Here is a 21292-nt window from a genome sequence, read left to right on the forward strand (position 1 = left end):
GTCGCTTTACATATTTACTTCATGTGCATCTTGCAAATTTTTCCGGCTTTCTCATACAAGCAGCGCGCTTAATCGGCAAGCGGATGGTGTTCACTTACCAATTTATGCAGTCTTTCTTCCAGTACATGGGTGTAAATCTGCGTTGTCGAAATATCGGCATGGCCGAGCAATTGCTGCACGGTGCGCAAATCCGCGCCGTTCTGCAAGAGGTGGCTGGCGAAGGCATGGCGCAGGACATGCGGCGAGACGGAAGCGCTTGATAGGCCCGCGCGGGCGGCAAGGGATTTGAGTTCGCGCGCAAAAACCTGCCGCGCCAGATGGCCGCTTTCGGAAAAGGCCGGAAACAGCCACGGATTTTCGTCAAGACCCGGCTGGCAATCGCGCAGGGCAAGAAAAAGCTGCAAGGCCTCGCGCGCCTTTTGCGACAGCGGCACCATGCGATCTTTCGAGCCTTTGCCGCGCACGATCAGGAAGCGGTGGTCGGTGCGGGCGACGCTTGCGGGCAGGCCGACGAGCTCGGAGACGCGCAGTCCCGTGGCATAGAGTGTTTCCAGCAGCGCATGAAGGCGCAGCGCTTTGAGGCGCTCTTCGGGTTCTGCGGCTTCCCGCGCTTCGAGTGCCGCACGATCAAGCAGGCGCGTGACATTCTCGACGCTCATGATCTTGGGCAGCGGCTTTTGCTTCTTGGGTGCGTCGATCGTGCCGGTCGGATCGTCTTGCCGGAAACCTTCGGCGTAAAGAAAGCGGAAGAACTGCTTGAGTGCCGAGAGGCGACGCGCCTGCGATGTCGCGGCAAAGCCCTCAACGGCCATGGCATCGAGCGCATGGCGAATATCTTCGGTCCCGGCCTTGGCGAGATTGACGCCGCCTTCCGCAAGGGTCTGCGCGCAGGTTTCCAGATCGCGGCGGTAGGATTCGAGCGTATTCTGCGCCGCGCCGCGTTCCGCGCTCATCATTTCGAGGAAATTCTCGATTGCCAGCGAAGCGCGCATATCATTCCTCCTGCACAGCGGGTTCCGCTGGGGGTGCGGGGGCAGGCGGGGGCGGCGGGGCAATGACGGTTTGCGGGATTTTCGACGCGGGTATCTCCACCGTGATCTGGTGGGTTGTGGGCTGTACGAAGTTGGCAAGCGCGAACATCGCGCCATAGGCGATGGCGGCAATGACAGCAAGAAAGGCGAGAAGGCGCGTCAATGTGGGCATGGTCGTTTTATGCTGTGCTATTGAGACGAAAGCAAGGAGCGCCCAAGGCGGGCGATTAAAAGGCGGGCGATTAAAAAGCCGCGTCGGGATTGACGCCGCGCGGTTTTTGATGTGGAAACGACACAAATGGACGAGGACGATGAACAGCACGCAAAAACAGTCACACCTTAATGAAAAGGCGGAAACCGTCCGCCAATTGCTGGACACGAAAGTGGTCGTTCTCGTTGGATTGATGGGCGCGGGCAAATCGACGGTCGGGCGCAAGGTGGCGACGATGCTGGGCCTGCCTTTTCGCGATGTCGATAATGAAATCGAGGCCGTTTCGCGCATGACCATACCGGAATTGTTCGAAACCTATGGCGAGGAAGAATTCCGCGATCTCGAACGGCGGGTGATCCTGCGGCTGCTCGATGACGGGCCGATGGTGCTGGCCACCGGCGGCGGGGCCTATATGAATGCCGAAACCCGCGCAGCCATTGCGCAGGCAGGCGTTTCGATCTGGCTCAATGCCGAACTCGACGTGCTGATGGATCGCGTGTCGCGCCGCCAGAACCGTCCATTGCTGAAAAACGACGATCCGCGCGGCGTCATGGAGCGGCTGATGAAGGAGCGCTATCCGGTCTATGCGCTGGCCGATCTGCATGTGATGACGCGCGACGACAAGAAGGAAGTGATCGCTGCGGAACTGATCGATGTTCTGATCGGGCACTTAGAGAAAGAGCGGGCGTAAAGCCCGGCCGGTGGAAAAAGAGCGGGTGTGAGCCTGCGGGAGAACAATATGAATGCGCCTTCGACCACCGCCGATCATGTCACCGTTCCGGTTTCATTGGGTGAGCGTTCCTATGATATTCTGATTGGCAAGGGGCTGGTCGATCGTGCAGGCGAGGAAGTGGCGCGCCGTCTTGCGGGTATCCGCGTTGCCATCGTCACCGATGAAAATGTCGCCAAAGCGCATCTGGAGCGGCTGAGCGCAAGCTTTGAGCGCGCCGGTATTCAATCCACGCCGATCATCGTCGCGCCGGGGGAGAAATCGAAATCCTTCGCAACGCTTGAAGCCGTGACCAATGCGGTTCTGGCCGCGCGGCTTGAGCGCGGCGATGCCGTCGTGGCGCTTGGCGGCGGCGTGATCGGTGATCTTTCCGGTTTCGTTGCCGGTATCGTGCGGCGCGGCATGAATTTCGTGCAGATGCCGACATCGCTGCTGGCGCAGGTGGATTCTTCCGTTGGCGGCAAGACCGGCATCAATACCACGCATGGCAAGAATCTCGTCGGTGTCTTCAACCAGCCGCAGCTGGTGCTGGCCGACACGGAAGTGCTCGACACGCTGTCTGCGCGCGAGTTTCGCGCAGGCTATGCGGAAGTGGCGAAATATGGCCTGATCGACCAGCCGGATTTCTTCGCCTGGCTGGAGCAGAACTGGCAGCAGGTCTTTGCGGGCGGAGCGGAACGCACGCAAGCGATTGCGCAATCCTGTCGCGCGAAAGCAGCCGTGGTGGCGCGTGATGAGCGCGAGGTCGGCGACCGGACGCTGCTCAATCTCGGCCATACGTTCGGCCATGCGCTGGAAGGCGCGACCGGCTATGATTCAAGCCGTCTGGTGCATGGCGAAGGCGTTGCCATCGGCATGGCGCTGGCGCATCGTTTTTCAGTCAAGATGAATTTATGCGGCATCGAGGCTGCGGAGAGGGTCGAGGCGCATCTGAAGGCCGTCGGCCTGCCCACGACGCTTGCCGATGTGCCGGGCGGATTGCCGCCCGCGGATAAACTTATGGAGTATATCGCGCAGGACAAGAAAGTGGCGCGCGGCGCGCTCACCTTCATTCTGACGCATGGCATCGGCCAGTCCTTCATCGCCAAAGACGTGCCGCCTGCTGCGGTTCTGGAATTCCTCAAGGAGCGCCTTGCCGCCTGATCGGCACTCCGCATCTTGCCCGAAAACCGCTACGCACTTTTGCTGGAAATGCTTTATTTTCACGCATTATCCGGACGTAAAAGCGTTTCACGCTTTTACTGGAAATGCTTATCTCCGGCTCGGTTCGCCGGGGGCGGAAAGTTCGAGCGCCAGCGCATGAACGCCGCTGTCGAGTTCCTGCTTGAGCGCATCGTTGACCGCGCGATGACGCGCAACGCGACTCATGCCGGTGAAAGCATCCGCCACCATGCGCACGCGAAAATGGGTTTCGCCGGTGCCGTCATAGGTGCCGTGATGGTCGCTGCCGGTATGGTGATGACCGGCATGAAGATGACTTTCATTCATGATTTCAAGGCGCTGTGGCGCAAAAGCCGCCTTGAGTTTTTCTTCCATGGCAGATTGTTTGTTATTAAGAATGGACATTCGGGCCAGTTCTCCCCATATAGACGCTGTGCTTCATATAGATGCCGCCCCGGCGGCAATCGGTGGGGCAAATCCGCACAGGAAATGCAGTTTGCAACAAAGTTTCGCCCTGAAACAATGGTCACACCGGACCAGAACCAGTCAGGATGAAATGTCAATTCTTGTTTAGTCACTCTTAATCCGCATAATCCGATTCGATGACAACGAGCTCCAAATACTTCGACAGCATTCGTATCCGCCCCAAGAAGGAAGCGGAGGCGAAATCCAATGCACCCTGCTGCCAGTGGAATGGCTGCACCAAGCCGGGAACGCATCGCGCGCCTGTGGGACGCATGCGCGAGGGCGAATATTTCCGCTTCTGTATCGATCACGTCCGGGAATATAACAAGAATTTCAACTATTTCTCAGGATTGTCGGATTCCGACATCGCCAAATTCCAGAAGGAAGCCATCACCGGCAATCGCCCGACATGGTCGACGGCGTCCAATTCGACGGGTGCTGCGCGCACCTCGCCCGATATGGCGCAGCGGCGTTCCGGCTCGGCCTCCTACCACAACCGCCTGCGCGATCCGTTCAATTTCGTCAATGAGACGAAAAGCCGGGCTTCGACGAAAACGGCACAGCGAAAGCCGCGCACATTGGAGATCAAGGCGCTGGTCACGCTGGGTCTTGATGCAAATTCGACTGGCGATAAGATCAAGGCGCGCTATAAAGAACTGGTGAAGCTTCATCATCCCGATGCGAATGGTGGCGACCGTGGGTCAGAGGAGCGTTTCCGCGACGTGATCCAGGCTTATCAATTGCTCAAGCAGGCAGGTTTTTGCTAAAGCCTTTTGCATGAGCGAAGAGCGCGAGGCCGATGGCCTCGATGCTCGACGGACATTCTTCTGCCGCGCCATGTGCGGGATGCAAGTACGGATGCCCGCAACTGAATTTGGATGGGGCATCGATCGGGCTTGCCGGCAGGCTCGCCCTGCGTTGCTCCAGAGGGAACTTGAATGTCGCGGCCGGACAGTCCTGCCGCTCTGGAGGCATGATGAACAAGGTCGAGCGCGATATAGCCAATTTGCCGGATACCACGGTTTCGGTGCGCGAAAAGTTCGGGATCGATTCCGACATGATGGTGCCAGCCTATGCGGCAGGCGATTCCTATGTGCCGGAACTCGATCCGGACTATCTTTTTGATCGCCAGACGACCCTCGCGATCCTCGCAGGCTTTGCCTATAACCGCCGCGTGATGGTTTCGGGCTATCACGGCACGGGTAAATCGACCCATATCGAACAGGTCGCCGCCCGCCTAAACTGGCCCTGTGTGCGCGTCAATCTCGACAGCCATGTCAGCCGTATCGATCTGGTCGGCAAGGACGCCATCGTCGTCAAGGACGGTGTGCAGGTCACGGAATTCAAGGACGGCATCCTGCCATGGGCCTATCAGCACAATGTGGCGCTGGTCTTCGACGAATATGATGCGGGCCGCCCGGATGTGATGTTCGTGATCCAGCGCGTGCTCGAATCTTCAGGCCGCCTGACGCTGCTCGACCAGAGCCGCGTCATCCGCCCGCATCCCGCGTTCCGCCTGTTTGCCACCGCCAATACGGTCGGGCTTGGCGATACGACCGGCCTTTATCACGGCACGCAGCAGATCAATCAGGCGCAGATGGACCGCTGGTCCATCGTGACCACGCTCAACTATCTGCCGCATGACAATGAAGTGAACATCGTTCTCGCCAAGGCCAAGCATTACCAGAACACGGAAGGCCGCGAGATCGTCAACAAGATGGTGCGCGTCGCCGATCTGACCCGTCAGGCTTTCATTAATGGCGATCTTTCGACCGTGATGAGCCCGCGCACGGTGATTACCTGGGCCGAAAACGCCGCGATCTTCAACGATGTCGGTTTCGCATTCCGCCTGACCTTCCTCAACAAATGCGACGAGCTGGAACGCGCGACGGTGGCGGAATTCTACCAGCGCGCCTTCGGTGAGGAACTTCCCGAATCAGCCGCCAATATCGTTCTGGCCTGATCGGCGCAAGGATTGCTGCCGGAGCGTTCCGGCAGCGGCTTTATGAGAAGTCAGGATAGGCATATGTCGGGCCAAATGTCAGGAATGGGCGATAATTCGCGCGAGCGCAAAACGGGACCGGTCGATTCGGAACCGTTCAAGCGGGCGCTGACGGCGTGCATGCGCGCCATTTCCAACGATAATGAACTGGAAGTGGCCTTCAACAATGATCGCCCGGCGCTGACCGCCAATCGCGCCCGCCTGCCCGACCTGCCCAAGCGCCCGACCGCGCACGACATTGCCGTAACCCGCGGCCTTGGCGATTCCATGGCGCTGCGCAAGGCGCGCCACAATGCGCGCATTCATGCGGCGCTGGCCCCGGAAGGCAAGCAGGCGCGGGCGATTTTCGATGCCGTCGAGCAGGCGCGCGTCGAAGCCATCGGCACCCGCGCCATGGCGGGCGTCGGCGACAATCTGGCCGTGATGCTCGCGGATAAATATGGCCGCACCAGTTTGTCGGGCGTTACCGACAGGGAGGATGCGCCGCTTGAAGAGGCGGTGTCGCTTCTCTTGCGCGAAAAGCTCACAGGCCGCGCGGCACCGCAGGAAGCGGGGCAGGTGCTTGAACTCTGGCGCGACTGGATCGAGCAGAAGGCGGGTTCCGAACTTGCGCGCCTTGGCGATAATCTGGACGATCAGCAGGCTTTTGCGCGCGTGGTGCGCGACATGCTTGCCTCGATGGACATGGCCGAGGAGCTTTCGCCCGAAGAGCAGAGCGAGGACGAAAGCCAAGACGAGGAACAGACGCCCGATCAGGACGAGAACGAAGAGGGCGGCGAGGAAAGCCAGGAAGGCTCGGATTCGGCGGAAAGCGACGAATCGGACGAGGCGAGCGACGAAGGCGAGCAGGGCGAAATGGACGCCGCCGATGCCTCTTCCGACGATATGGACGACAGCGAGGATATAGACGCGGAAACGCCCGGCGATACGCGCCGCGCCAACCAGCCCTTCGCCAATTTCGCCGAACATGTCGATTACAAGGTTTTCACGCGCGAATTCGATGAGGAAGTCGAGGCTACCGATCTTTGCGACGAGGCGGAACTCGATCGTCTGCGCGGTTTTCTCGACAAGCAGCTCACCAATCTGCAAGGCGTGGTCGGGCGGCTCGCCAATCGCTTGCAGCGCCGGCTGATGGCGCAGCAGAACCGCTCGTGGGATTTCGATCTGGAAGAGGGCTATCTCGATTCGGCGCGTCTGGTGCGCATCGTGATCGATCCCACGCAGCCGCTTTCCTACAAGATGGAGCGCGACACGGATTTCCGCGATACGGTGGTGACGCTGGTGATCGATAATTCCGGCTCCATGCGCGGACGCCCGATCACGGTCGCAGCTACCTGCGCCGATATTCTGGCGCGCACGCTGGAGCGCTGCGGCGTGAAGGTGGAAATTCTGGGCTTTACCACCAAGGCATGGAAGGGCGGGCAGTCGCGCGAAGCGTGGCTGGGCCGTGGCAAGCCTGCCAATCCGGGCCGTCTCAACGATCTGCGCCATATCATCTACAAGAGCGCGGATGCGCCATGGCGGCGCGCAAGGCGCAATCTCGGCCTGATGATGCGCGAGGGGCTGCTGAAAGAGAATATCGACGGCGAGGCGCTGATCTGGGCGCATCAGCGCCTGCTGGGCCGTCCTGAGCAGCGCAAGATATTGATGATGATTTCGGATGGCGCGCCGGTCGATGATTCGACGCTTTCGGTCAATCCGGGCAATTATCTGGAGCGGCATCTGCGCGCCGTGATCGAGGAGATCGAAACGCGCTCGCCGGTCGAGTTGATCGCCATCGGTATCGGCCATGATGTGACGCGCTATTACCGCCGCGCAGTGACGATCGTCGATGCGGAAGAGCTTGCGGGCGCGATGACCGAGCAGCTTGCCTCATTGTTTGAGGAACAGGGCGCGGAGGCTGCGGGCAGGGGACGCCGCCGCGCCAGAGGTGCAAGGTAGAGTTCAGGCGGCTTTCTCCGGCGCGTAGAGCGCCGGAGCGAAAATGGCGAGAATTGCGCCATAGGGGATGAGCATCAGCGTTCCCAACACCACTTTCACAAAGAAATCGCCGAAAGCCAGCGATGCCCAGAGCGGCATTCCAAGGCCGAGGAAGGCTGCGGGTTCGGTCAGTGACGAATCGGGCATGCCGGTCAGCGTATCGATCCAGGCGAAGCGTGCGGCAAAGGCAATCGAGAAGAACAGGATCGTGTCGAGCACCGAGCCGAACATGGCGGCGGCGAAGGGCGCTTTCCACCATGTCTTGCGGCGCAGGCGATCAAAGACGGCAATATCCATCAATTGCGCGAACAGGAAAGCGCTGCCCGATGCAATGGCGATGCGCGGCGTCGCCAGCCAGATCGACATGATGACGCCCAGCACGAAACCGGCATAGACGGTCTGGCGCGCGGCTTTGGGGCCAAAGCGGCGATTGGTGAGATCATTGACCAGAAAAGCGATCGGGTAGGTGAACGCGCCCCATGTGAGGACTTCATGAAGTCCGAGATACTGGAACGGATATTGCACCAGTATGTTCGAGGCGGCGACCGCCGCACACATGGCCAGCATGGCCGGCACAAGCCGGGAAACAGAAGTATTCATAGCAGGCATTTTTTTATCCTGGGTAATGGAACCAGCAAAAAAGGCCAGCAGGAGCCAGCCTGTTTTTGTCGAATTTTTACAAAGCAAAGCGCAAGCGCGCTTTTATTCTTTGTGCGACGCATATCTTTATCGGAAAACCGGTATCCACTTTTCCGGGATATGCTTTTTATGCAGCAGCTTCAGCCTGCTTCTTTGCGATCTGGCGCTTGAGCAGACGTGCGCGCTGCGACAGTTCCTTGTCATCCGACTTGGTAAGGAACGCGTCGAGACCGCCGCGATGCTCAACCGAACGCAGGGCGTTGGCCGAAACGCGAAGACGGTAGCTCTGGCCGAGAGCTTCGGACATGAGCGTTACATTGCAGAGGTTCGGCAGAAAGCGGCGACGCGTTTTGTTGTTCGCGTGGCTGACATTGTTGCCGTACTGGACCGACTTGCCGGTCAATTCACAAGCGCGGGACATTTTGGTCTCACCTTCAATGTTTGTTTCTCAGGCCCCGACCCGAATGTCCGAATTCAACGCAAACAAAGCAGTTTGATGCTGCTGGCGCGCGATCTCGGACAGGCGGCCTATTGGGAAAGTCGCGTTTCTATAGTGACAGCAGCCGTTACAGTCAAGACAGATTCGCTCGTCAGGCTGTAAAGGCGCGCATTTGCGGCGATTTGCGCCAATCGCTCCGGCGCGTGACCATAACTTCGCCGGTTTTTCTTGCTCGATCAATCCCATGACCGGATATAGCCAAACGGGGTGCAATGCGAAAAACTCGTCTGACGAAGCTCACAATCGATTATTCTCTACGCGCCAGCAAGTCCATGCTGGCCGGGCTTGTGCTGACAGGTTTTTTTTCGGCAGGCCCAGCATGGGCAGATGCGCTCTATCGCACCGAATACGAGATTTCTATATTCGGGCTGTCCATTGCCCGTTCAGCTATGGAAACCAGGGTAAAAGGGGCTGCTTACGCCGTAAACGGGCGTTTCATGACCTCCGGCCTCGCGCGTATTTTCGACGATACGGATGGCACGGTTCATGTGGACGGCAGGTCGGTTGCGGGGAAGGTGAAGCCGTCGAACTTCGATCTGGCGTATAAGCATGGGCGCAAGAACAAGAGCACGAAAATCCGCTTCGCCAATGGCAATGTGATGACGGCGGAAAATGTGCCGCCGGTGAAAAAGCGCGATCCGTGGGTGGAGGTCGCCGCCGACGATCTGCTCGATGTCGGCGATCCCATCAGCGCGCTGATCATTCCGGCCGAGGATCGCGCTTCCGTCTGCAACCGCACCTTGCGCGTTTTCGATGGCCAGACACGCGCCGATATAAAGCTTTCCTTCAACGGCACCGAATCATTCACCACGCGCGGATTTACCGGAGAAACGGTGATCTGTTCGGCGCGGTTCGTGCCGGTGGCGGGCTATCAGCAAGGCAAGAAAGCCATCGATTATCTGAGCAAGCGCAGCAAGATCACGATCCTTTTTGCAACATTGGGCGATTCCGGTATCTATGCCCCGGTCGAGGCACGGATCGGCACGCAATTGGGAACGTTGAAAATCGTGGCGACGCGCTTCGAAAAGATGTGATAAGCATGTCTCCGAAATAAGCGTAAGCGGCAAAAGCGTAAGCGATGGGGACGGGATGAGACTTGCGACATTGATCGGCTTTTCAGCCATCGCCATGTGGGCGCTGCTGGCGCTTTTCACAGCCGGTTCCGGTCAGGTTCCTCCGTTCCAGCTCTCCGCCATGTGCTTTTCCATCGGCGCGTCCATCGGGCTTGTCTCGTGGCTGTGGCGACCGGGTGCGGCGCGGCATCTGCGCCAGCCGGCAATCGTCTGGCTGGTCGGCGTGGCCGGGCTTTTCGGCTATCATTTCCTTTATTTCACGGCGCTGCGCAATGCGCCTGCGGTGGAAGCCAGCCTGATCGCCTATCTCTGGCCGCTGCTCATCGTCGTCGGGTCGGCGCTGATGCCGGGAGAGCGGCTGCGCTGGTATCATATTGCCGGGGCGCTGCTGGGGCTTGGCGGCACCGTGCTGATCGTCACCAAGGGCGGCGGGGTTGGTTTTGAGGCGCGTTATGCTTTCGGTTATGCGATGGCGGGGCTGTGTGCTTTGGCATGGTCTGCCTATTCCCTGCTCTCGCGCCGTCTGGCGCATGTGCCGACTGATGCGGTGACAGGCTTTTGCGTGGCGACGGCGGTGCTATCGCTGATCTGCCATCTGGCGCTTGAACAGACGGTCTGGCCGCAGGGCGCAATGGAGTGGTTCTGCGTGCTGGCATTGGGGCTTTTGCCAGTCGGGGCGGCTTTTTATGCGTGGGATTTTGGCGTCAAACGCGGCAATATTCAGGTTCTGGGCGCGGCAAGCTATGCCGCGCCGCTTTTATCCACGCTGGTGCTGATTGCGGCCGGAACGGCGGAGCCTTCCATGCGCATTCTTGCGGCTTGCGTGTTGATTACGGCAGGTGCTGCGCTGGCGGCAAAGGACATGATTGCGACACGCCGCAGGCAGGCCGTTGCCGCCGAATAGGTCAGTGCTGCGAACTTGCGCATTCATCATGATTGCCGAGAATTTCGATGACACGGCACTGGTCGATGCGGCCATGCGCCGTGCAATCGAGCATACGCACCAATTCCGTCTTCAACGCCGTAAGTCGCGCGATGCGGTGTTCGACATCGGCCAGCCGCGCGCTGGCTATGGCGTCGGCAGCAGCGCAGGACTGGTCGGGATTGTCCTGAAGGTCGAGAAGCGTGCGGATCGCATCGACCTCGAAACCCAGATCGCGGGCATGGCGGATGAATAAAAGCCGGTCAATATCGCTCTTGTCATAAAGGCGGCGGTTGCCCTCGCTGCGCGGCGGCGCTGGCAGCAGGCCGATCTGCTCATAATAGCGAATGGTCGGAACTTTCACGCCGCTGGCTTTCGAAGCTTCGCCAATCGCAACATTCGTGATCATCTTTTGCTTGCTCCTCTAGTCACTAGAGGATGTAGACCCCTGATGAGAGAATTCAAGGGTTGGAAAATGAGCCATAGCGAAAGCGTGCATAATCATCATCACGATCACGGCAATTGCGGCCATCATCATGATCATGAAGCGGTCAGGCAAAAGCCCATCGCGAGAGGCGCGGCCAGCCTGCGTCTGCGGGTCGAGGGCATGGATTGCGCTTCCTGTGCCGCAAAAATCGATACGGCGGTGCGGCGGCTTTCCGGCGTCGAGGACGTCTCGGTTTCCGTCACCGGCGGGACAATGAGTGTCAGCCATGACGGTTCCGCCAGCCTTGACGAGATCGCGGCGAAAGTAACGGGTCTTGGCTACAAGGCCCATGCGATGGATCAGGAGGCGGCAGCGTCTGTGCCGGAAAAGCCCGCGCGCTGGTGGCAGACGGATAAGGGCCGGATGATGCTGGCCTGCGGCGGCGGTCTGGTTGCGGCCTATATGATCGGCTTTCTTTATCCGCCGCTGGAACTCTGGGCCTTTACCGCGGCGATGCTGATCGGGTTGATACCGATTGCGCGCCGCGCGCTCATGGCCGCGCTCAACGGCACGCCGTTTTCCATCGAGACGCTGATGACGATTGCCGCTGTGGGTGCGGTCTTTATCGGCGCGACGCAGGAAGCTGCGGCGGTGGTGTTCCTGTTTCTGGTGGGTGAATTGCTCGAAGGCGTCGCCGCTGGCAAGGCGCGGGCAAGCATCCGCTCGCTGAGCGCGCTGGTGCCGAAGACGGCCTTTGTCGAAAGCAACGGCACCACGCGGGAAGTGCCAGCCGACAGTCTTGCCGTGGGCGATGTGATCAATGTGCGTCCGGGCGATCGCATGCCTGCCGATGGTGAGATCGTTTCAGGCGAAAGCGCCGTCGATGAAGCGCCGGTGACGGGCGAAAGCACGCCGGTTGGCAAGGCTGCGGGCGACATGGTCTTTGCCGGCACCATCAATGGCGATGGGCTTTTGCGGGTGAAGGTGAGTGCTGCGGCGCAGGACAATACGATTGCCCGCGTCGTGCGGTTGGTGGAGGAGGCGCAGGAAGCCAAGGCTCCGACCGAGCGCTTCATCAACCGTTTTTCGCGCTGGTATACGCCGGGCGTGGTGGCGGTTGCAGCACTTGTTGCGATCCTGCCGCCGCTGCTTGCAGGGGCTGCATGGGGCGAGTGGGTCTATAAGGGGCTTGCCATCCTGCTGATCGGCTGTCCCTGCGCGCTGGTCATTTCAACGCCTGCGGCCATTGCGGCAGCGCTTTCATCGGGTGCGCGGCGCGGGTTGCTGATGAAGGGCGGGGCGGTGCTCGAAACCATCGGCAGGATTACCACCGTCTGCTTCGACAAGACCGGGACGCTGACGCAAGGCAGGCCGCAGGTGACGGATGTGCTGGCCGCTTCCATGCAGGAGGATGAAGTGCTGCGGCTGGCGGCTTCGCTCGATGCAGGCTCCAGCCATCCACTGGCGCTGGCAATCGTCGAGGCAGCGCAGGCCCTTCATCTGGCGCTGGCGGAAGTTTCGCAAAGCAAGGCGCATGGCGGCAAGGGTGTTTCGGGCTTTGCCGACGGCATCGAGCTTTTCCTTGGCTCGCGCAAGGCGGCACAGGACATTGCAGCCATGCCGGACGATCTGGCCGCGCGCATCGCCCGTTGCAATGATGAGGGCAAGACGGTTTCCGTGCTGGTTGCCGATGGCCGGATTGCAGGCGCCATCGCCATGCGTGACGAGCCGCGCGCCGACGCCATAGCAGGTCTTGAAGGACTCAGGCAGGCAGGTATCGGCACGCTGATGCTGACCGGCGACAATCGCCGCACGGCGCAGGCGGTGGGGGCCGATCTTGGCATCGAGGTGCGGGCCGAACTTCTGCCGCAAGACAAGCAGCGTATCGTCGGCGAACTGCGCGCGCAGGGGCAGATCGTCGCCAAAGTGGGCGACGGCATCAATGATGCGCCAGCGCTGGCTGCTGCCGATGTCGGCATTGCCATGGGCGGCGGCACCGATGTGGCGCTGGAGACGGCGGATGCGGCGGTGCTGCACGGACGCGTTGGCGATGTGGCGGCGATGGTTGATCTGTCAAAACGCGCCATGCGCAATATTCACCAGAATATCGCAATTGCGCTGGGGCTGAAGGCCGTATTCCTCGTGACCACCGTGCTGGGCATAACCGGCCTCTGGCCCGCCATTCTCGCTGATACCGGCGCGACGGTTCTGGTGACGATCAATGCGCTGCGGCTGTTAAAGCTGCCGGATTGAAGCTGACGGGGTTATTCCCCGATCAGCTCGCGGATGCGCTCACCATATTGCTTGCCGAATTCGACATGTTCGGGGTTGATGTCTCTCACTTCGTCGACAAGCTGGTCTTCTTCTTCCGCATCAGCGGCGGCAAGCGCGCTCATCATCGCGAAATAGGCAAGCAGATAATCACGCGGCTTGATGTCCTGCGCGTTCATCAGCGCCATCACCTGCGGTCGCGACTCGATGCTTTTCACCATGGAATCCATCGAGGGCCGGGCGTCGAGACCTTCCTCCGCCGTGGGCGAAAGCTGCATCTTTTCAAGTCCGGCATGAATGGTTTCCATGCGGCCCAGAAGATCTTCCGTCAGCTTGAAATTGTTGATCTCCGCCGGTGTTTGCGGCGGCGTGGCAATCGATAGAATATCTTCCGCATAAGCCATACCTGCCGAGGCAGGCAGGACAGCAAGCGACAGGCCAAGCAGGGCGGCGCGGTTCAGGCTTTTGAAGCGGTTCAGGTTCATCGTCCACTCATTTTAAAAACTGGCTAAAAATGGGCTAGAGCGGTTCCTGTTTAAACGGAATAGTCGGAACCGCTCTCTCTATTTGTTTTTACGCATTATCCGGGCGCAAAACCGTTTCACACTTTTGCTGGAAATGCTCTAGAACAGGTCTTTGCGCTTGCGGATTTCCGCGAATACTACCTCGTCTGGCGCATCCTGCAAGCCCAGACGGGCGCGGATACCGGCATCATGCCAGCGCAGGAAGGGATTGGTCGCCATTTCCAGCGCAATGGTGGTCGGAAGCGTCATGCGGTCGGCTGCGCGCAGCCGCGCGATTTCGAGCGCGCGCTCCTTGAGGGCCGAATTGCCCGGATCGACGCTCAATGCAAAGCGGGCATTGCTTTCGGTATATTCGTGGCCGCAATAGACCGCTGTTTCGCCGGGCAGGGCGATCAGCTTTTGCAGGGAGCGGAACATGGTGGCGGGATTGCCCTCGAAAAGCCGTCCGCAACCCAGCGCAAACAGCGTGTCGCCGGTAAAGACCACGCCTGCATCGGGCAGGTAGTAGGAAATCTCGCCCGCCGTATGGCCGGGCGTGGAAATGACCTGTACCTGAAAAAGCCCGAAGGTGAATTCGTCGCCATCCCCGACCGGGCGGTCCAGCCCCGGAATTTTCGCAGCTTCCTCGCCGGGGCCGATAATGCTGATGCCGAATTTGGCTTTCAGCGTCTCATTGCCTTCGACATGATCGAGGTGATGATGGGTGGTGAAGATGAAATCAAGCGTCCAGCCGCGCCGCTCCAGCGCCGCTTCGATGGCGTCCGCATCGGGCGCATCGATGGATGCGGTCAGTTCGCTTTCGGGATCATGAATGAGAACGCCATAATTATCGCTGCGGCAGATGAATTGTTCGATGTCGAGCCTTTTATCGCTGCGGGGCATGGCGTTCTCCTCCTTCATTCGGTCGATACCTGCTCGGGCAGGCTATGTTTCTGGATAAGCGGCATTTGTGAAAGTGTGAAGACAATGGTGATCGGCATGATGCCCCAGACCTTGAATGCCACCCAGGCGTCGGTCGAGAAATTGCGCCATACCACTTCATTGGCAACGGCCAGAAACAGGAAGAACAGGCCCCAGCGGAAGGTGAGCTTGCGCCAGCCTTCCGCGTCGAGCTTGAAGGCCGAATCGAACACATAGCCAAGCAGGGATTTGCCGAAGAAAAGCCCGCCAAGCAGAATTGCGCCGAAAAGCGTGTTCACAATGGTCGGCTTCATCTTGATGAAGGTCTCATTGTGCAGCCACAGCGTCAGTGCGCCGAAGGCCAGCACCACGATGCCCGAAACCAGCGGCATGATGGGCAGGGTGCGGGTCAGGGCCCATGAGATCGCAAGCGCGATGACGGTTGCGACCATGAACAGCGCGGTGGCCAGAAAGATCGGCTCGCCGATCTGGCCCAGCAGCGGAAAATGTTCGATCAGGCTTTCGCCGCGCGCATTGGCGAAGAAGAAGACCAGCAGCGGTCCCAGTTCCAGCGCCAGCTTGAGAAGCGGCGGCACTTCCTTGCGCTCGGCTTCGGTCTTTTGTGATGGATCGCGTTCGAAGACGGGGTGTTGCATCAGGCAACTCCTGCTATGGCGCGGGCAAAATCGCGTGCCGCGAAAGGTTCCAGATCGTCGATGCCTTCACCGACGCCGATGAAATAGACCGGCAATTTATGCGTGGCGGAAATAGCCACCAGAATGCCGCCGCGCGCCGTGCCGTCGAGCTTGGTCATGACCAGACCGTTGACGCCGGCGATGTTTTTGAAAATCTCCACCTGACTGAGCGCGTTCTGCCCGGTGGTGGCGTCGAGCGTTTGCAGCACCGTATGCGGCGCTTCGGGATCATGCTTGCCCAGAACGCGCACGATCTTGGCAAGTTCATCCATCAGCTCGGCCTTGTTCTGCAAGCGCCCCGCCGTGTCGATGATGAGCACGTCGCTGCCTGCATCGCGCGCCTTCTCCCATGCATCATAGGCAAGGCCCGCCGCATCCGCGCCAAGCTTGCTGGAGACGACCGGCGCGCCGGTGCGCTCGCCCCAAATGTGCAATTGCTCGATGGCTGCGGCGCGGAAAGTGTCGCCCGCCGCCAGCATGACCTTGAGGCCGCCTGCGGTGAGCTTGGCCGCAAGCTTGCCGATGGTGGTCGTCTTGCCGGTGCCGTTGACGCCGACGACGAGGATGACATGGGGCTTGTGGGAAAGATCGAGTTCCAGCGGCTTTGCCACCGGGGCCAGCACTTTTTCGATTTCCGCGCCCATGATGGCGCGCACTTCTTCGCCGGTCACATCCTTGCCGTAACGCGCCGATGAGAGCGCATCGGTCACGCGCATGGCGGTTTCAAGCCCGAGATCGGCCTGAATGAGCACGTCTTCGAGATCCTGCAATGTGTCGTCATCGAGCTTGCGCTTGGTAAAAATACCGCCGATGGAATCGCTGAGCGAGTTTGACGAGCGGGCAAGGCCACGGCGCAGGCGCTCGAACCATGAAAGCCTGGGTTCCGGTGCTGCCTCGACGGGGGCTTCTTCCTGCTGTTCCTCGACGGCCTTGGCCACCTTCACCTTTTTCGGCTTCACGGGTTCAGGCGCAGGCGGCGGCGCGGGTTCGGCAATCGGTTCAATCGCGGGCAGTTCAGCCGCGAGCGGCTCCATCACCGGCGGCTGTTCGATGGGAATCTCAATCTCGGCGACCGGATGTTCAGGCGCGGGTTTTTCCGGTGCTGGCTCCGGTTCAGCTTCGGGAACTGGCGGCAGTGGCGTTTCCACCGCATCGGGAGCCGGTTGATCGACCGGCTTTTCCTCGACCTCCTTCTTGCCGAAGGAGAACATTTTCTTGATGAAGCCCATTGCCATGCGTTTTGATGCCTTGTCTGGTCGTAAGCCTAAGCCGCCTGCGGCTCTGCCTGACGGGTGATGAGCTTTTCGCCGTCATGACCCGTTACGTTGCATTCGATGATGTCGCCCGGTGTGCCGCCATCGACGGCGGCAAGCGTAAAGCCTTCGGTGCGCGCGATGCCTTCCTTTTCGACCAGCAGGCGCTGGCGTGTGCCGACCAGCGAGGCGAGATGGTTTTGATAGGCGCGCTCACCTGCTTCACGCAGGCGTGCGGCGCGTTCCTTGACGATCTCGCGCCTGACCTGCGGCATGCGCGCGGCTGGCGTGCCTTCGCGCGCGCTATAGGGGAAGACATGCAGATGGGTGAGGCCGCATTCCTCGACGATTTTCAGCGAGTTTTGAAACATTTCCTCGGTTTCGGTCGGGAAACCGGCAATGATGTCCGCGCCGAACACCATGTCGGGGCGAAGCTTGCGCACATCTTCGCAAAAGCGGATCGAATCGTCGCGTAGGTGGCGGCGTTTCATGCGCTTCAGGATCATGTCGTCGCCTGCCTGTAGCGACAGATGCAGATGCGGCATCAGGCGCTTTTCATTGGCGATTGCCTCCAGCAGATCGTCGTCGGCCTCGATGGAATCGATGGAGGAAAGGCGCAGGCGCTGCAAATCCGGCACCTGACCAAGCACGGTTTTGACCAGCTTGCCCAGCCGCAGGTTTCCGGGCAGATCGGGGCCATAAGACGTCATGTCCACGCCGGTCAGCACCACTTCCGCATAGCCGTTGCCGACCAGCCGCTTGACCTGATCGACCACGCCGCCCATCGGCACCGAGCGCGAATTGCCGCGGCCATAGGGGATGATGCAGAAGGTGCAGCGATGATCGCAGCCGTTCTGCACCTGCACGAAGGCGCGGGCGCGGCCTTCGATGGCGTCGACCATATGGCTCGCCGTCTCGCGCACTTCCATGATGTCGTTGACGCGGACCTTTTCGAACTGGTTGACGCCGAAATCGGGCAACATCCGGTAGGAGTTGGATTTGAGCTTTTCCTCATTGCCGAGCACGAGGTCCACTTCATCCATGGAGGCGAAATTGTCGGCCTCGGTCTGGGCTGCGCAGCCGGTGACGATGATGCGCGCCTGCGGATTGTCGCGACGCGCCTTGCGGATCGCCTGCCGCGCCTGCCGCACGGCTTCCGCCGTCACCGCGCAGGTGTTGAAGATGATTGCGCCGTCTTTGAGTTCGCCAAGACCTGCTGTGTCGGCCTCGCGCTTCATCACCTCGGATTCATAGGTGTTGAGGCGGCATCCGAATGTTACGACTTCGACGCTCATCAGGCGGCTCCCCGGCTGGCGTTGCGGCTCCATGCGCCGGTCGCCGGATCGAAACTGCCGTCAAATTCCCATTCGGCGGGGCCGGTCATCATGACGTGATCGTCATCGCGCCATTCGATCCCGAGCGGCCCACCGGGGACATTGACGGTGAGGCTGCGTCCGGTGCGCCCGGTGCGCGCGCCCAGGACGGCGGCAGCGCAGGCGGCGGAACCGCAGGCAAGCGTGAGGCCCGCGCCGCGTTCCCATGTGCGCAGGTCGATTGCTTCGCGCGATGTGACGCGGGCAATGGAAATATTGGCGCGCTCGGGAAAGATCGGGTCGTGTTCGAGCGCGGGGCCATATTCATCGAGCGCATAGGACCAGACGTCGCTTTCGACCCAGAAGATCGCATGCGGATTGCCCATCGACGCCACCGAGGGCGATTGCAGGACGGGGGCATCGGCGGGACCGGCGGCAAGATCGATTGCGCGCGTGTCGGCGACTTCATGCGCGAGCGGGATCTCCTGCCAGCCGAAATGCGGCTTGCCCATATCCACCGTGATCAGCCCGTCTTCATGCTCATTGGCGGTAAGAATCCCGGCAAGGGTTTCAAAGGTGAAGTTGCGCCTTGCGCTTTCGCGTGAGAGCCATTGCACCACGCAGCGCGTACCGTTGCCGCAAGCCTGCGCCTGCGTGCCGTCGCAATTGATGATTTCGATATAATGATCGGTGCCGGGCGTCTTCGGATCATGGATGGCCATGATCTGGTCGAAGGCGGTTTCGCTTTCGCCTGCCAGACGAATGGCTGCGGCGGGCGTAATCGTGTCGGCGCGCCCGCGCATATCGGCAACAATGATCCTGTTGCCCAATCCGTTCATCCTGGCGAAGACTGCCTTGTTCATCGGTGGTTCCTGTAAAGTCAGGCGTTCTGGCGGTGGCGAAGATGCTCTGTATGGCGGAAAAACCCGCAAATTGCCAGTACGGGCGCTTTATCCATCCTTGCGAGCTATTGCAGAAAAACTGTGGCCTTCCTGCCCCATTGTCAAAATTTGTCAATGGTTGCAAGCATTCTTAAACGGTTGGCGGCGGAATCTGCCTCCCGACAGTGTTGATTTTTTAACCATATGGCCATTTTATCAGTGTAATGTTGTTTATGCGGCGCCGTCCCCCGATCATCTTCGGCCCCGGCATCACGATGGAAATGGAGAACCAGATGGGAATTTCAAAAGCAGGTTTGCTCGGCATTGCCGCGGCTGGCATCGTCTTGGCCGGTTGCCAAAGCTCGCGGGTTGGCGGTTTCGACAATGCATCGTCGCATCCGCCCGCACCGCTGCGCCCGGCGCCAACCAGCACCGTGCAAAAGGGCAATCTGGACAATCCCACCCAGTTCCCGACACCGCCAGTCACCGAAACCGCGCCGCAGGACAGCGGAACGCAAGTAGCGAGCCTGCCGCCGGAATCGGCTCCCGATCTGACGCCGGGTTCGGTTGCGGGCGTGTGGAATGCCAATCTGGCCGGACAAAGCTGCAAGATCGCAACGCCGCAGACCAAATATGGACAGGGCTTCCGCGCCGGTCCGCTGCGCTGCCCCGGCGAGCTTGCAAGCCTTGCCTCCTGGGCTGTGAACGGCAAGCAGCTTTCGCTCTATGACGGCAATGGCGGCACGGTCGCAACCCTTTATTCCTCCGGTCAAGGCCGTTTCGACGGGCAGACCGTGGCAGGGCAGGCGCTTTCGCTCTCCCGCTGATTTGATATTACGGCACGGCACGGGGCGGGGCGGTTAAAATCGCTCCGCCATATTTTGATGAAGGTTTTGGACGCAACCTATCATGTCTTTTGACGGCAATCTGAAAGCCTTCCCCTCGCTGCGCGAGCATTATGACGCCATGGTGCAGGCGGGCGATGTCGAGCGCGATCCCGCGCAGCGCGATCTCACCGATCGTTATGACCGGCTGATCGAGGAAATCTGCACCAAGCGGCTGTCGCGCAAGTCGAGCGCGCTCGGCTGGCTGTTCGGCAAGCGCAAGGAAGCAGCCGCGCCCGTCAAGGGCCTTTATGTCCATGGCGAGGTCGGGCGCGGCAAGACCATGCTGATGGACATGTTCTTTCAGCTTCTGCCCATCGAGCGCAAGCGGCGCGCGCATTTCAACGATTTCATGGCCGATGTGCATGAGCGCATCTATGCGCACCGGCAGGCGCATAAACGCGGCGAGACAAAGCAGGACGATCCGATCCCGCCCGTTGCCGAAGCGCTCAGCCAGCAGGCATGGGTGTTGTGCTTCGATGAATTCACCGTCACCGATATTGCCGATGCGATGATCCTGTCGCGCCTTTTCAGCGCGCTTTTCGAACGCGGCGTGGTGTTGGTGGCAACTTCGAATGTCGCGCCCGACAATCTTTATCGTGATGGGCTGAACCGCCAGCTTTTCCTGCCCTTCGTGGCAATCCTCAAGCAGCATGTCGATGTGGTCAATCTCGATTCGCGCACTGACTATCGGCTGGAAAAGCTCGACCGCCAGCCGGTCTATCTCACGCCGCTGGGGCTGGAGACGACAAGCCGCATGAATGAAGCCTGGGCGGATTACACGGATGGCAAGGCAGAAAAACCGGCCATCATCCGCATCAAGGGCCGCGATATTGAAATCCGCCATGCCGTAGAGGGGCTGGCCGCACGCTTCACCTTCGACGAGCTTTGCGCCCGCCCCTTGGGGGCGTCCGATTACATGGCCATCGTCAAGCATTATCCGACGTTGTTCATCGATGATGTGCCGGTGCTCGATTATACGCGCCGCAACGAGGCCAAGCGCTTCATCCTGCTGGTCGATGTGCTCTATGATCATCATGCGCGGCTGTTCGTATCGGCGGAAGCGCTGCCGGAAAAGCTCTATCAGGCGAAAACCGGCACCGAAGCCTTCGAATTCGACCGCACTGCATCGCGGCTTTTTGAAATGCAGAGCGCGGAGTATCTGGACGCAAGCAAGGAAAAGATCGGCGCGTAGAAAATATCATCAGTCTGCCACAAACGCGATTTAAGAATCAGGTTAAGGATCAGGGGGGAATAGAGCGGTTAAACCGGACGAATGACCGGAGCTTGAGCGGGGGTCACAGAACATCGACAGGAAGCGCAGACTCGATTGTCCCGATGCGGGCGCATCGGGCAGGCGAGCGGGCGGCAATTGTCTTCATTTCGTCAATTTATTTGACGTTTACGTAAGAACATATAATTCTAACCGAT

At 59.9% G+C, this 21292-nt stretch carries 21 protein-coding genes and 1 pseudogene; 10 read left to right on the top strand and 12 right to left on the bottom strand.

What is annotated here, in order from left to right:
- Nucleotides 1–68 precede the first annotated feature (68 nt).
- Together xerD and DKP76_RS03400 are read right to left on the bottom strand one after the other, a co-directional pair.
- Entirely contained in the window at nt 69–992 is a 924-nt protein-coding gene (xerD, locus tag DKP76_RS03395; protein WP_109704985.1) for a site-specific tyrosine recombinase XerD, read from the bottom strand.
- A 1-nt stretch (nt 993) separates the two neighbouring features.
- On the bottom strand, nt 994–1203 hold the full coding sequence (locus DKP76_RS03400) for a hypothetical protein (protein WP_109704986.1): 210 nt from the start codon (nt 1201–1203) through the stop codon (nt 994–996).
- 139 nt (nt 1204–1342) lie between these two features.
- On the opposite strand from DKP76_RS03400, the gene DKP76_RS03405 reads away from it, so the two are divergent.
- Together DKP76_RS03405 and aroB are read left to right on the top strand one after the other, a co-directional pair.
- Nucleotides 1343–1933, top strand: a complete 591-nt coding sequence (locus tag DKP76_RS03405; protein ID WP_109704987.1) for a shikimate kinase — start codon at nt 1343–1345, stop codon at nt 1931–1933.
- Nucleotides 1934–1981: 48 nt separating this feature from the next.
- Nucleotides 1982–3115 (top strand): 3-dehydroquinate synthase, encoded by a 1134-nt coding sequence (aroB, locus tag DKP76_RS03410; protein ID WP_109704988.1) that lies wholly within the window; start codon nt 1982–1984, stop codon nt 3113–3115.
- Nucleotides 3116–3223: 108 nt separating this feature from the next.
- On the opposite strand, the gene DKP76_RS03415 is transcribed toward aroB, so the two are convergent.
- A complete protein-coding gene (locus DKP76_RS03415; RefSeq protein WP_109704989.1) occupies nt 3224–3538 on the bottom strand; it encodes a BolA family protein in 315 nt (104 codons plus the stop codon).
- A 197-nt stretch (nt 3539–3735) separates the two neighbouring features.
- On the opposite strand from DKP76_RS03415, the gene DKP76_RS03420 reads away from it, so the two are divergent.
- The 3 genes from DKP76_RS03420 (at nt 3736) to cobT (ending at nt 7541) form a co-directional block, all read left to right on the top strand.
- Nucleotides 3736–4365, top strand: a complete 630-nt coding sequence (locus DKP76_RS03420; protein WP_109704990.1) for a J domain-containing protein — start codon at nt 3736–3738, stop codon at nt 4363–4365.
- Between the two features lie 209 nt (nt 4366–4574).
- Nucleotides 4575–5561 (top strand): cobaltochelatase subunit CobS, encoded by a 987-nt coding sequence (gene cobS / locus DKP76_RS03425; RefSeq protein WP_109704991.1) that lies wholly within the window; start codon nt 4575–4577, stop codon nt 5559–5561.
- 63 nt (nt 5562–5624) lie between these two features.
- The gene (gene cobT / locus DKP76_RS03430; RefSeq protein ID WP_109704992.1) at nt 5625–7541 is read left to right on the top strand and encodes a cobaltochelatase subunit CobT; all 1917 of its coding nucleotides are present in this window, start codon (nt 5625–5627) and stop codon (nt 7539–7541) included.
- A gap of 3 nt (nt 7542–7544) precedes the next feature.
- Here cobT and DKP76_RS03435 read toward each other — a convergent pair whose 3' ends face one another.
- Both DKP76_RS03435 and rpmB read right to left on the bottom strand, forming a co-directional pair.
- Nucleotides 7545–8189, bottom strand: coding sequence for a VUT family protein (locus DKP76_RS03435; RefSeq protein WP_109704993.1), 645 nt, complete (start codon nt 8187–8189; stop codon nt 7545–7547).
- Nucleotides 8190–8346: 157 nt separating this feature from the next.
- Nucleotides 8347–8640 (bottom strand): 50S ribosomal protein L28, encoded by a 294-nt coding sequence (gene rpmB, locus DKP76_RS03440; RefSeq protein ID WP_109704994.1) that lies wholly within the window; start codon nt 8638–8640, stop codon nt 8347–8349.
- A 290-nt stretch (nt 8641–8930) separates the two neighbouring features.
- On the opposite strand from rpmB, the gene DKP76_RS03445 reads away from it, so the two are divergent.
- Together DKP76_RS03445 and yddG are read left to right on the top strand one after the other, a co-directional pair.
- A complete protein-coding gene (locus DKP76_RS03445; RefSeq protein ID WP_109704995.1) occupies nt 8931–9752 on the top strand; it encodes a DUF3108 domain-containing protein in 822 nt (273 codons plus the stop codon).
- 55 nt (nt 9753–9807) lie between these two features.
- Nucleotides 9808–10695 carry an aromatic amino acid exporter YddG gene (gene yddG, locus DKP76_RS03450; RefSeq protein ID WP_109704996.1) on the top strand — a complete coding sequence of 296 codons (888 nt, stop codon included), beginning with the start codon at nt 9808–9810 and terminating at the stop codon, nt 10693–10695.
- Nucleotide 10696: 1 nt separating this feature from the next.
- On the opposite strand, the gene DKP76_RS03455 is transcribed toward yddG, so the two are convergent.
- Nucleotides 10697–11122 (bottom strand): MerR family transcriptional regulator, encoded by a 426-nt coding sequence (locus tag DKP76_RS03455; RefSeq protein WP_109704997.1) that lies wholly within the window; start codon nt 11120–11122, stop codon nt 10697–10699.
- An 81-nt stretch (nt 11123–11203) separates the two neighbouring features.
- Between DKP76_RS03455 and DKP76_RS03460 the strand changes: the two are divergent.
- Nucleotides 11204–13393 (top strand): annotated as a pseudogene (locus DKP76_RS03460) (heavy metal translocating P-type ATPase); the annotation flags it as partial.
- A gap of 11 nt (nt 13394–13404) precedes the next feature.
- Here DKP76_RS03460 and DKP76_RS03465 read toward each other — a convergent pair.
- From DKP76_RS03465 to dapF, 6 genes are all read right to left on the bottom strand, one after another.
- Entirely contained in the window at nt 13405–13896 is a 492-nt protein-coding gene (locus DKP76_RS03465; protein WP_109704998.1) for a hypothetical protein, read from the bottom strand.
- 138 nt (nt 13897–14034) lie between these two features.
- Nucleotides 14035–14817, bottom strand: coding sequence for a hydroxyacylglutathione hydrolase (gene gloB / locus DKP76_RS03470; protein ID WP_109704999.1), 783 nt, complete (start codon nt 14815–14817; stop codon nt 14035–14037).
- Between the two features lie 14 nt (nt 14818–14831).
- Nucleotides 14832–15491, bottom strand: coding sequence for a septation protein A (locus DKP76_RS03475; RefSeq protein WP_109705000.1), 660 nt, complete (start codon nt 15489–15491; stop codon nt 14832–14834).
- The gene (ftsY, locus tag DKP76_RS03480) at nt 15491–16765 is read right to left on the bottom strand and encodes a signal recognition particle-docking protein FtsY (protein ID WP_109705001.1); all 1275 of its coding nucleotides are present in this window, start codon (nt 16763–16765) and stop codon (nt 15491–15493) included. Before ftsY ends, DKP76_RS03475 begins: the two co-directional genes overlap by 1 nt.
- Before the next feature lie 29 nt (nt 16766–16794).
- Nucleotides 16795–18078 (bottom strand): tRNA (N(6)-L-threonylcarbamoyladenosine(37)-C(2))-methylthiotransferase MtaB, encoded by a 1284-nt coding sequence (gene mtaB / locus DKP76_RS03485; RefSeq protein WP_109705165.1) that lies wholly within the window; start codon nt 18076–18078, stop codon nt 16795–16797.
- Entirely contained in the window at nt 18078–18959 is an 882-nt protein-coding gene (gene dapF, locus DKP76_RS03490; protein WP_109705002.1) for a diaminopimelate epimerase, read from the bottom strand. The genes mtaB and dapF overlap by 1 nt, the downstream gene beginning before the upstream one ends.
- A gap of 311 nt (nt 18960–19270) precedes the next feature.
- Between dapF and DKP76_RS03495 the strand changes: the two genes are divergently transcribed.
- On the top strand, nt 19271–19804 hold the full coding sequence (locus DKP76_RS03495) for a protease inhibitor Inh/omp19 family protein (protein WP_109705166.1): 534 nt from the start codon (nt 19271–19273) through the stop codon (nt 19802–19804).
- An 82-nt stretch (nt 19805–19886) separates the two neighbouring features.
- Nucleotides 19887–21056: a cell division protein ZapE gene (zapE, locus tag DKP76_RS03500; RefSeq protein WP_109705003.1), complete on the top strand. Its 1170-nt coding sequence runs from the start codon at nt 19887–19889 to the stop codon at nt 21054–21056.
- Nucleotides 21057–21292 lie beyond the last annotated feature (236 nt).

Source organism: Falsochrobactrum shanghaiense (genome assembly GCF_003149535.1).
GTDB classification, from domain to species: domain Bacteria; phylum Pseudomonadota; class Alphaproteobacteria; order Rhizobiales; family Rhizobiaceae; genus Brucella; species Brucella shanghaiense.

Coding starts and splice junctions, on each gene's coding strand:
- xerD (WP_109704985.1), bottom strand. CDS start 992: ATGCGCGCTTCGCTGGCAATCGAGAATTTCCTCGAAATGATGAGCGCG.
- DKP76_RS03400 (WP_109704986.1), bottom strand. CDS start 1,203: ATGCCCACATTGACGCGCCTTCTCGCCTTTCTTGCTGTCATTGCCGCC.
- DKP76_RS03405 (WP_109704987.1), top strand. CDS start 1,343: ATGAACAGCACGCAAAAACAGTCACACCTTAATGAAAAGGCGGAAACC.
- aroB (WP_109704988.1), top strand. CDS start 1,982: ATGAATGCGCCTTCGACCACCGCCGATCATGTCACCGTTCCGGTTTCA.
- DKP76_RS03415 (WP_109704989.1), bottom strand. CDS start 3,538: ATGTCCATTCTTAATAACAAACAATCTGCCATGGAAGAAAAACTCAAG.
- DKP76_RS03420 (WP_109704990.1), top strand. CDS start 3,736: ATGACAACGAGCTCCAAATACTTCGACAGCATTCGTATCCGCCCCAAG.
- cobS (WP_109704991.1), top strand. CDS start 4,575: ATGAACAAGGTCGAGCGCGATATAGCCAATTTGCCGGATACCACGGTT.
- cobT (WP_109704992.1), top strand. CDS start 5,625: ATGTCGGGCCAAATGTCAGGAATGGGCGATAATTCGCGCGAGCGCAAA.
- DKP76_RS03435 (WP_109704993.1), bottom strand. CDS start 8,189: ATGCCTGCTATGAATACTTCTGTTTCCCGGCTTGTGCCGGCCATGCTG.
- rpmB (WP_109704994.1), bottom strand. CDS start 8,640: ATGTCCCGCGCTTGTGAATTGACCGGCAAGTCGGTCCAGTACGGCAAC.
- DKP76_RS03445 (WP_109704995.1), top strand. CDS start 8,931: ATGCGAAAAACTCGTCTGACGAAGCTCACAATCGATTATTCTCTACGC.
- yddG (WP_109704996.1), top strand. CDS start 9,808: ATGAGACTTGCGACATTGATCGGCTTTTCAGCCATCGCCATGTGGGCG.
- DKP76_RS03455 (WP_109704997.1), bottom strand. CDS start 11,122: ATGATCACGAATGTTGCGATTGGCGAAGCTTCGAAAGCCAGCGGCGTG.
- DKP76_RS03465 (WP_109704998.1), bottom strand. CDS start 13,896: ATGAACCTGAACCGCTTCAAAAGCCTGAACCGCGCCGCCCTGCTTGGC.
- gloB (WP_109704999.1), bottom strand. CDS start 14,817: ATGCCCCGCAGCGATAAAAGGCTCGACATCGAACAATTCATCTGCCGC.
- DKP76_RS03475 (WP_109705000.1), bottom strand. CDS start 15,491: ATGCAACACCCCGTCTTCGAACGCGATCCATCACAAAAGACCGAAGCC.
- ftsY (WP_109705001.1), bottom strand. CDS start 16,765: ATGGCAATGGGCTTCATCAAGAAAATGTTCTCCTTCGGCAAGAAGGAG.
- mtaB (WP_109705165.1), bottom strand. CDS start 18,078: ATGAGCGTCGAAGTCGTAACATTCGGATGCCGCCTCAACACCTATGAA.
- dapF (WP_109705002.1), bottom strand. CDS start 18,959: ATGAACAAGGCAGTCTTCGCCAGGATGAACGGATTGGGCAACAGGATC.
- DKP76_RS03495 (WP_109705166.1), top strand. CDS start 19,271: ATGGGAATTTCAAAAGCAGGTTTGCTCGGCATTGCCGCGGCTGGCATC.
- zapE (WP_109705003.1), top strand. CDS start 19,887: ATGTCTTTTGACGGCAATCTGAAAGCCTTCCCCTCGCTGCGCGAGCAT.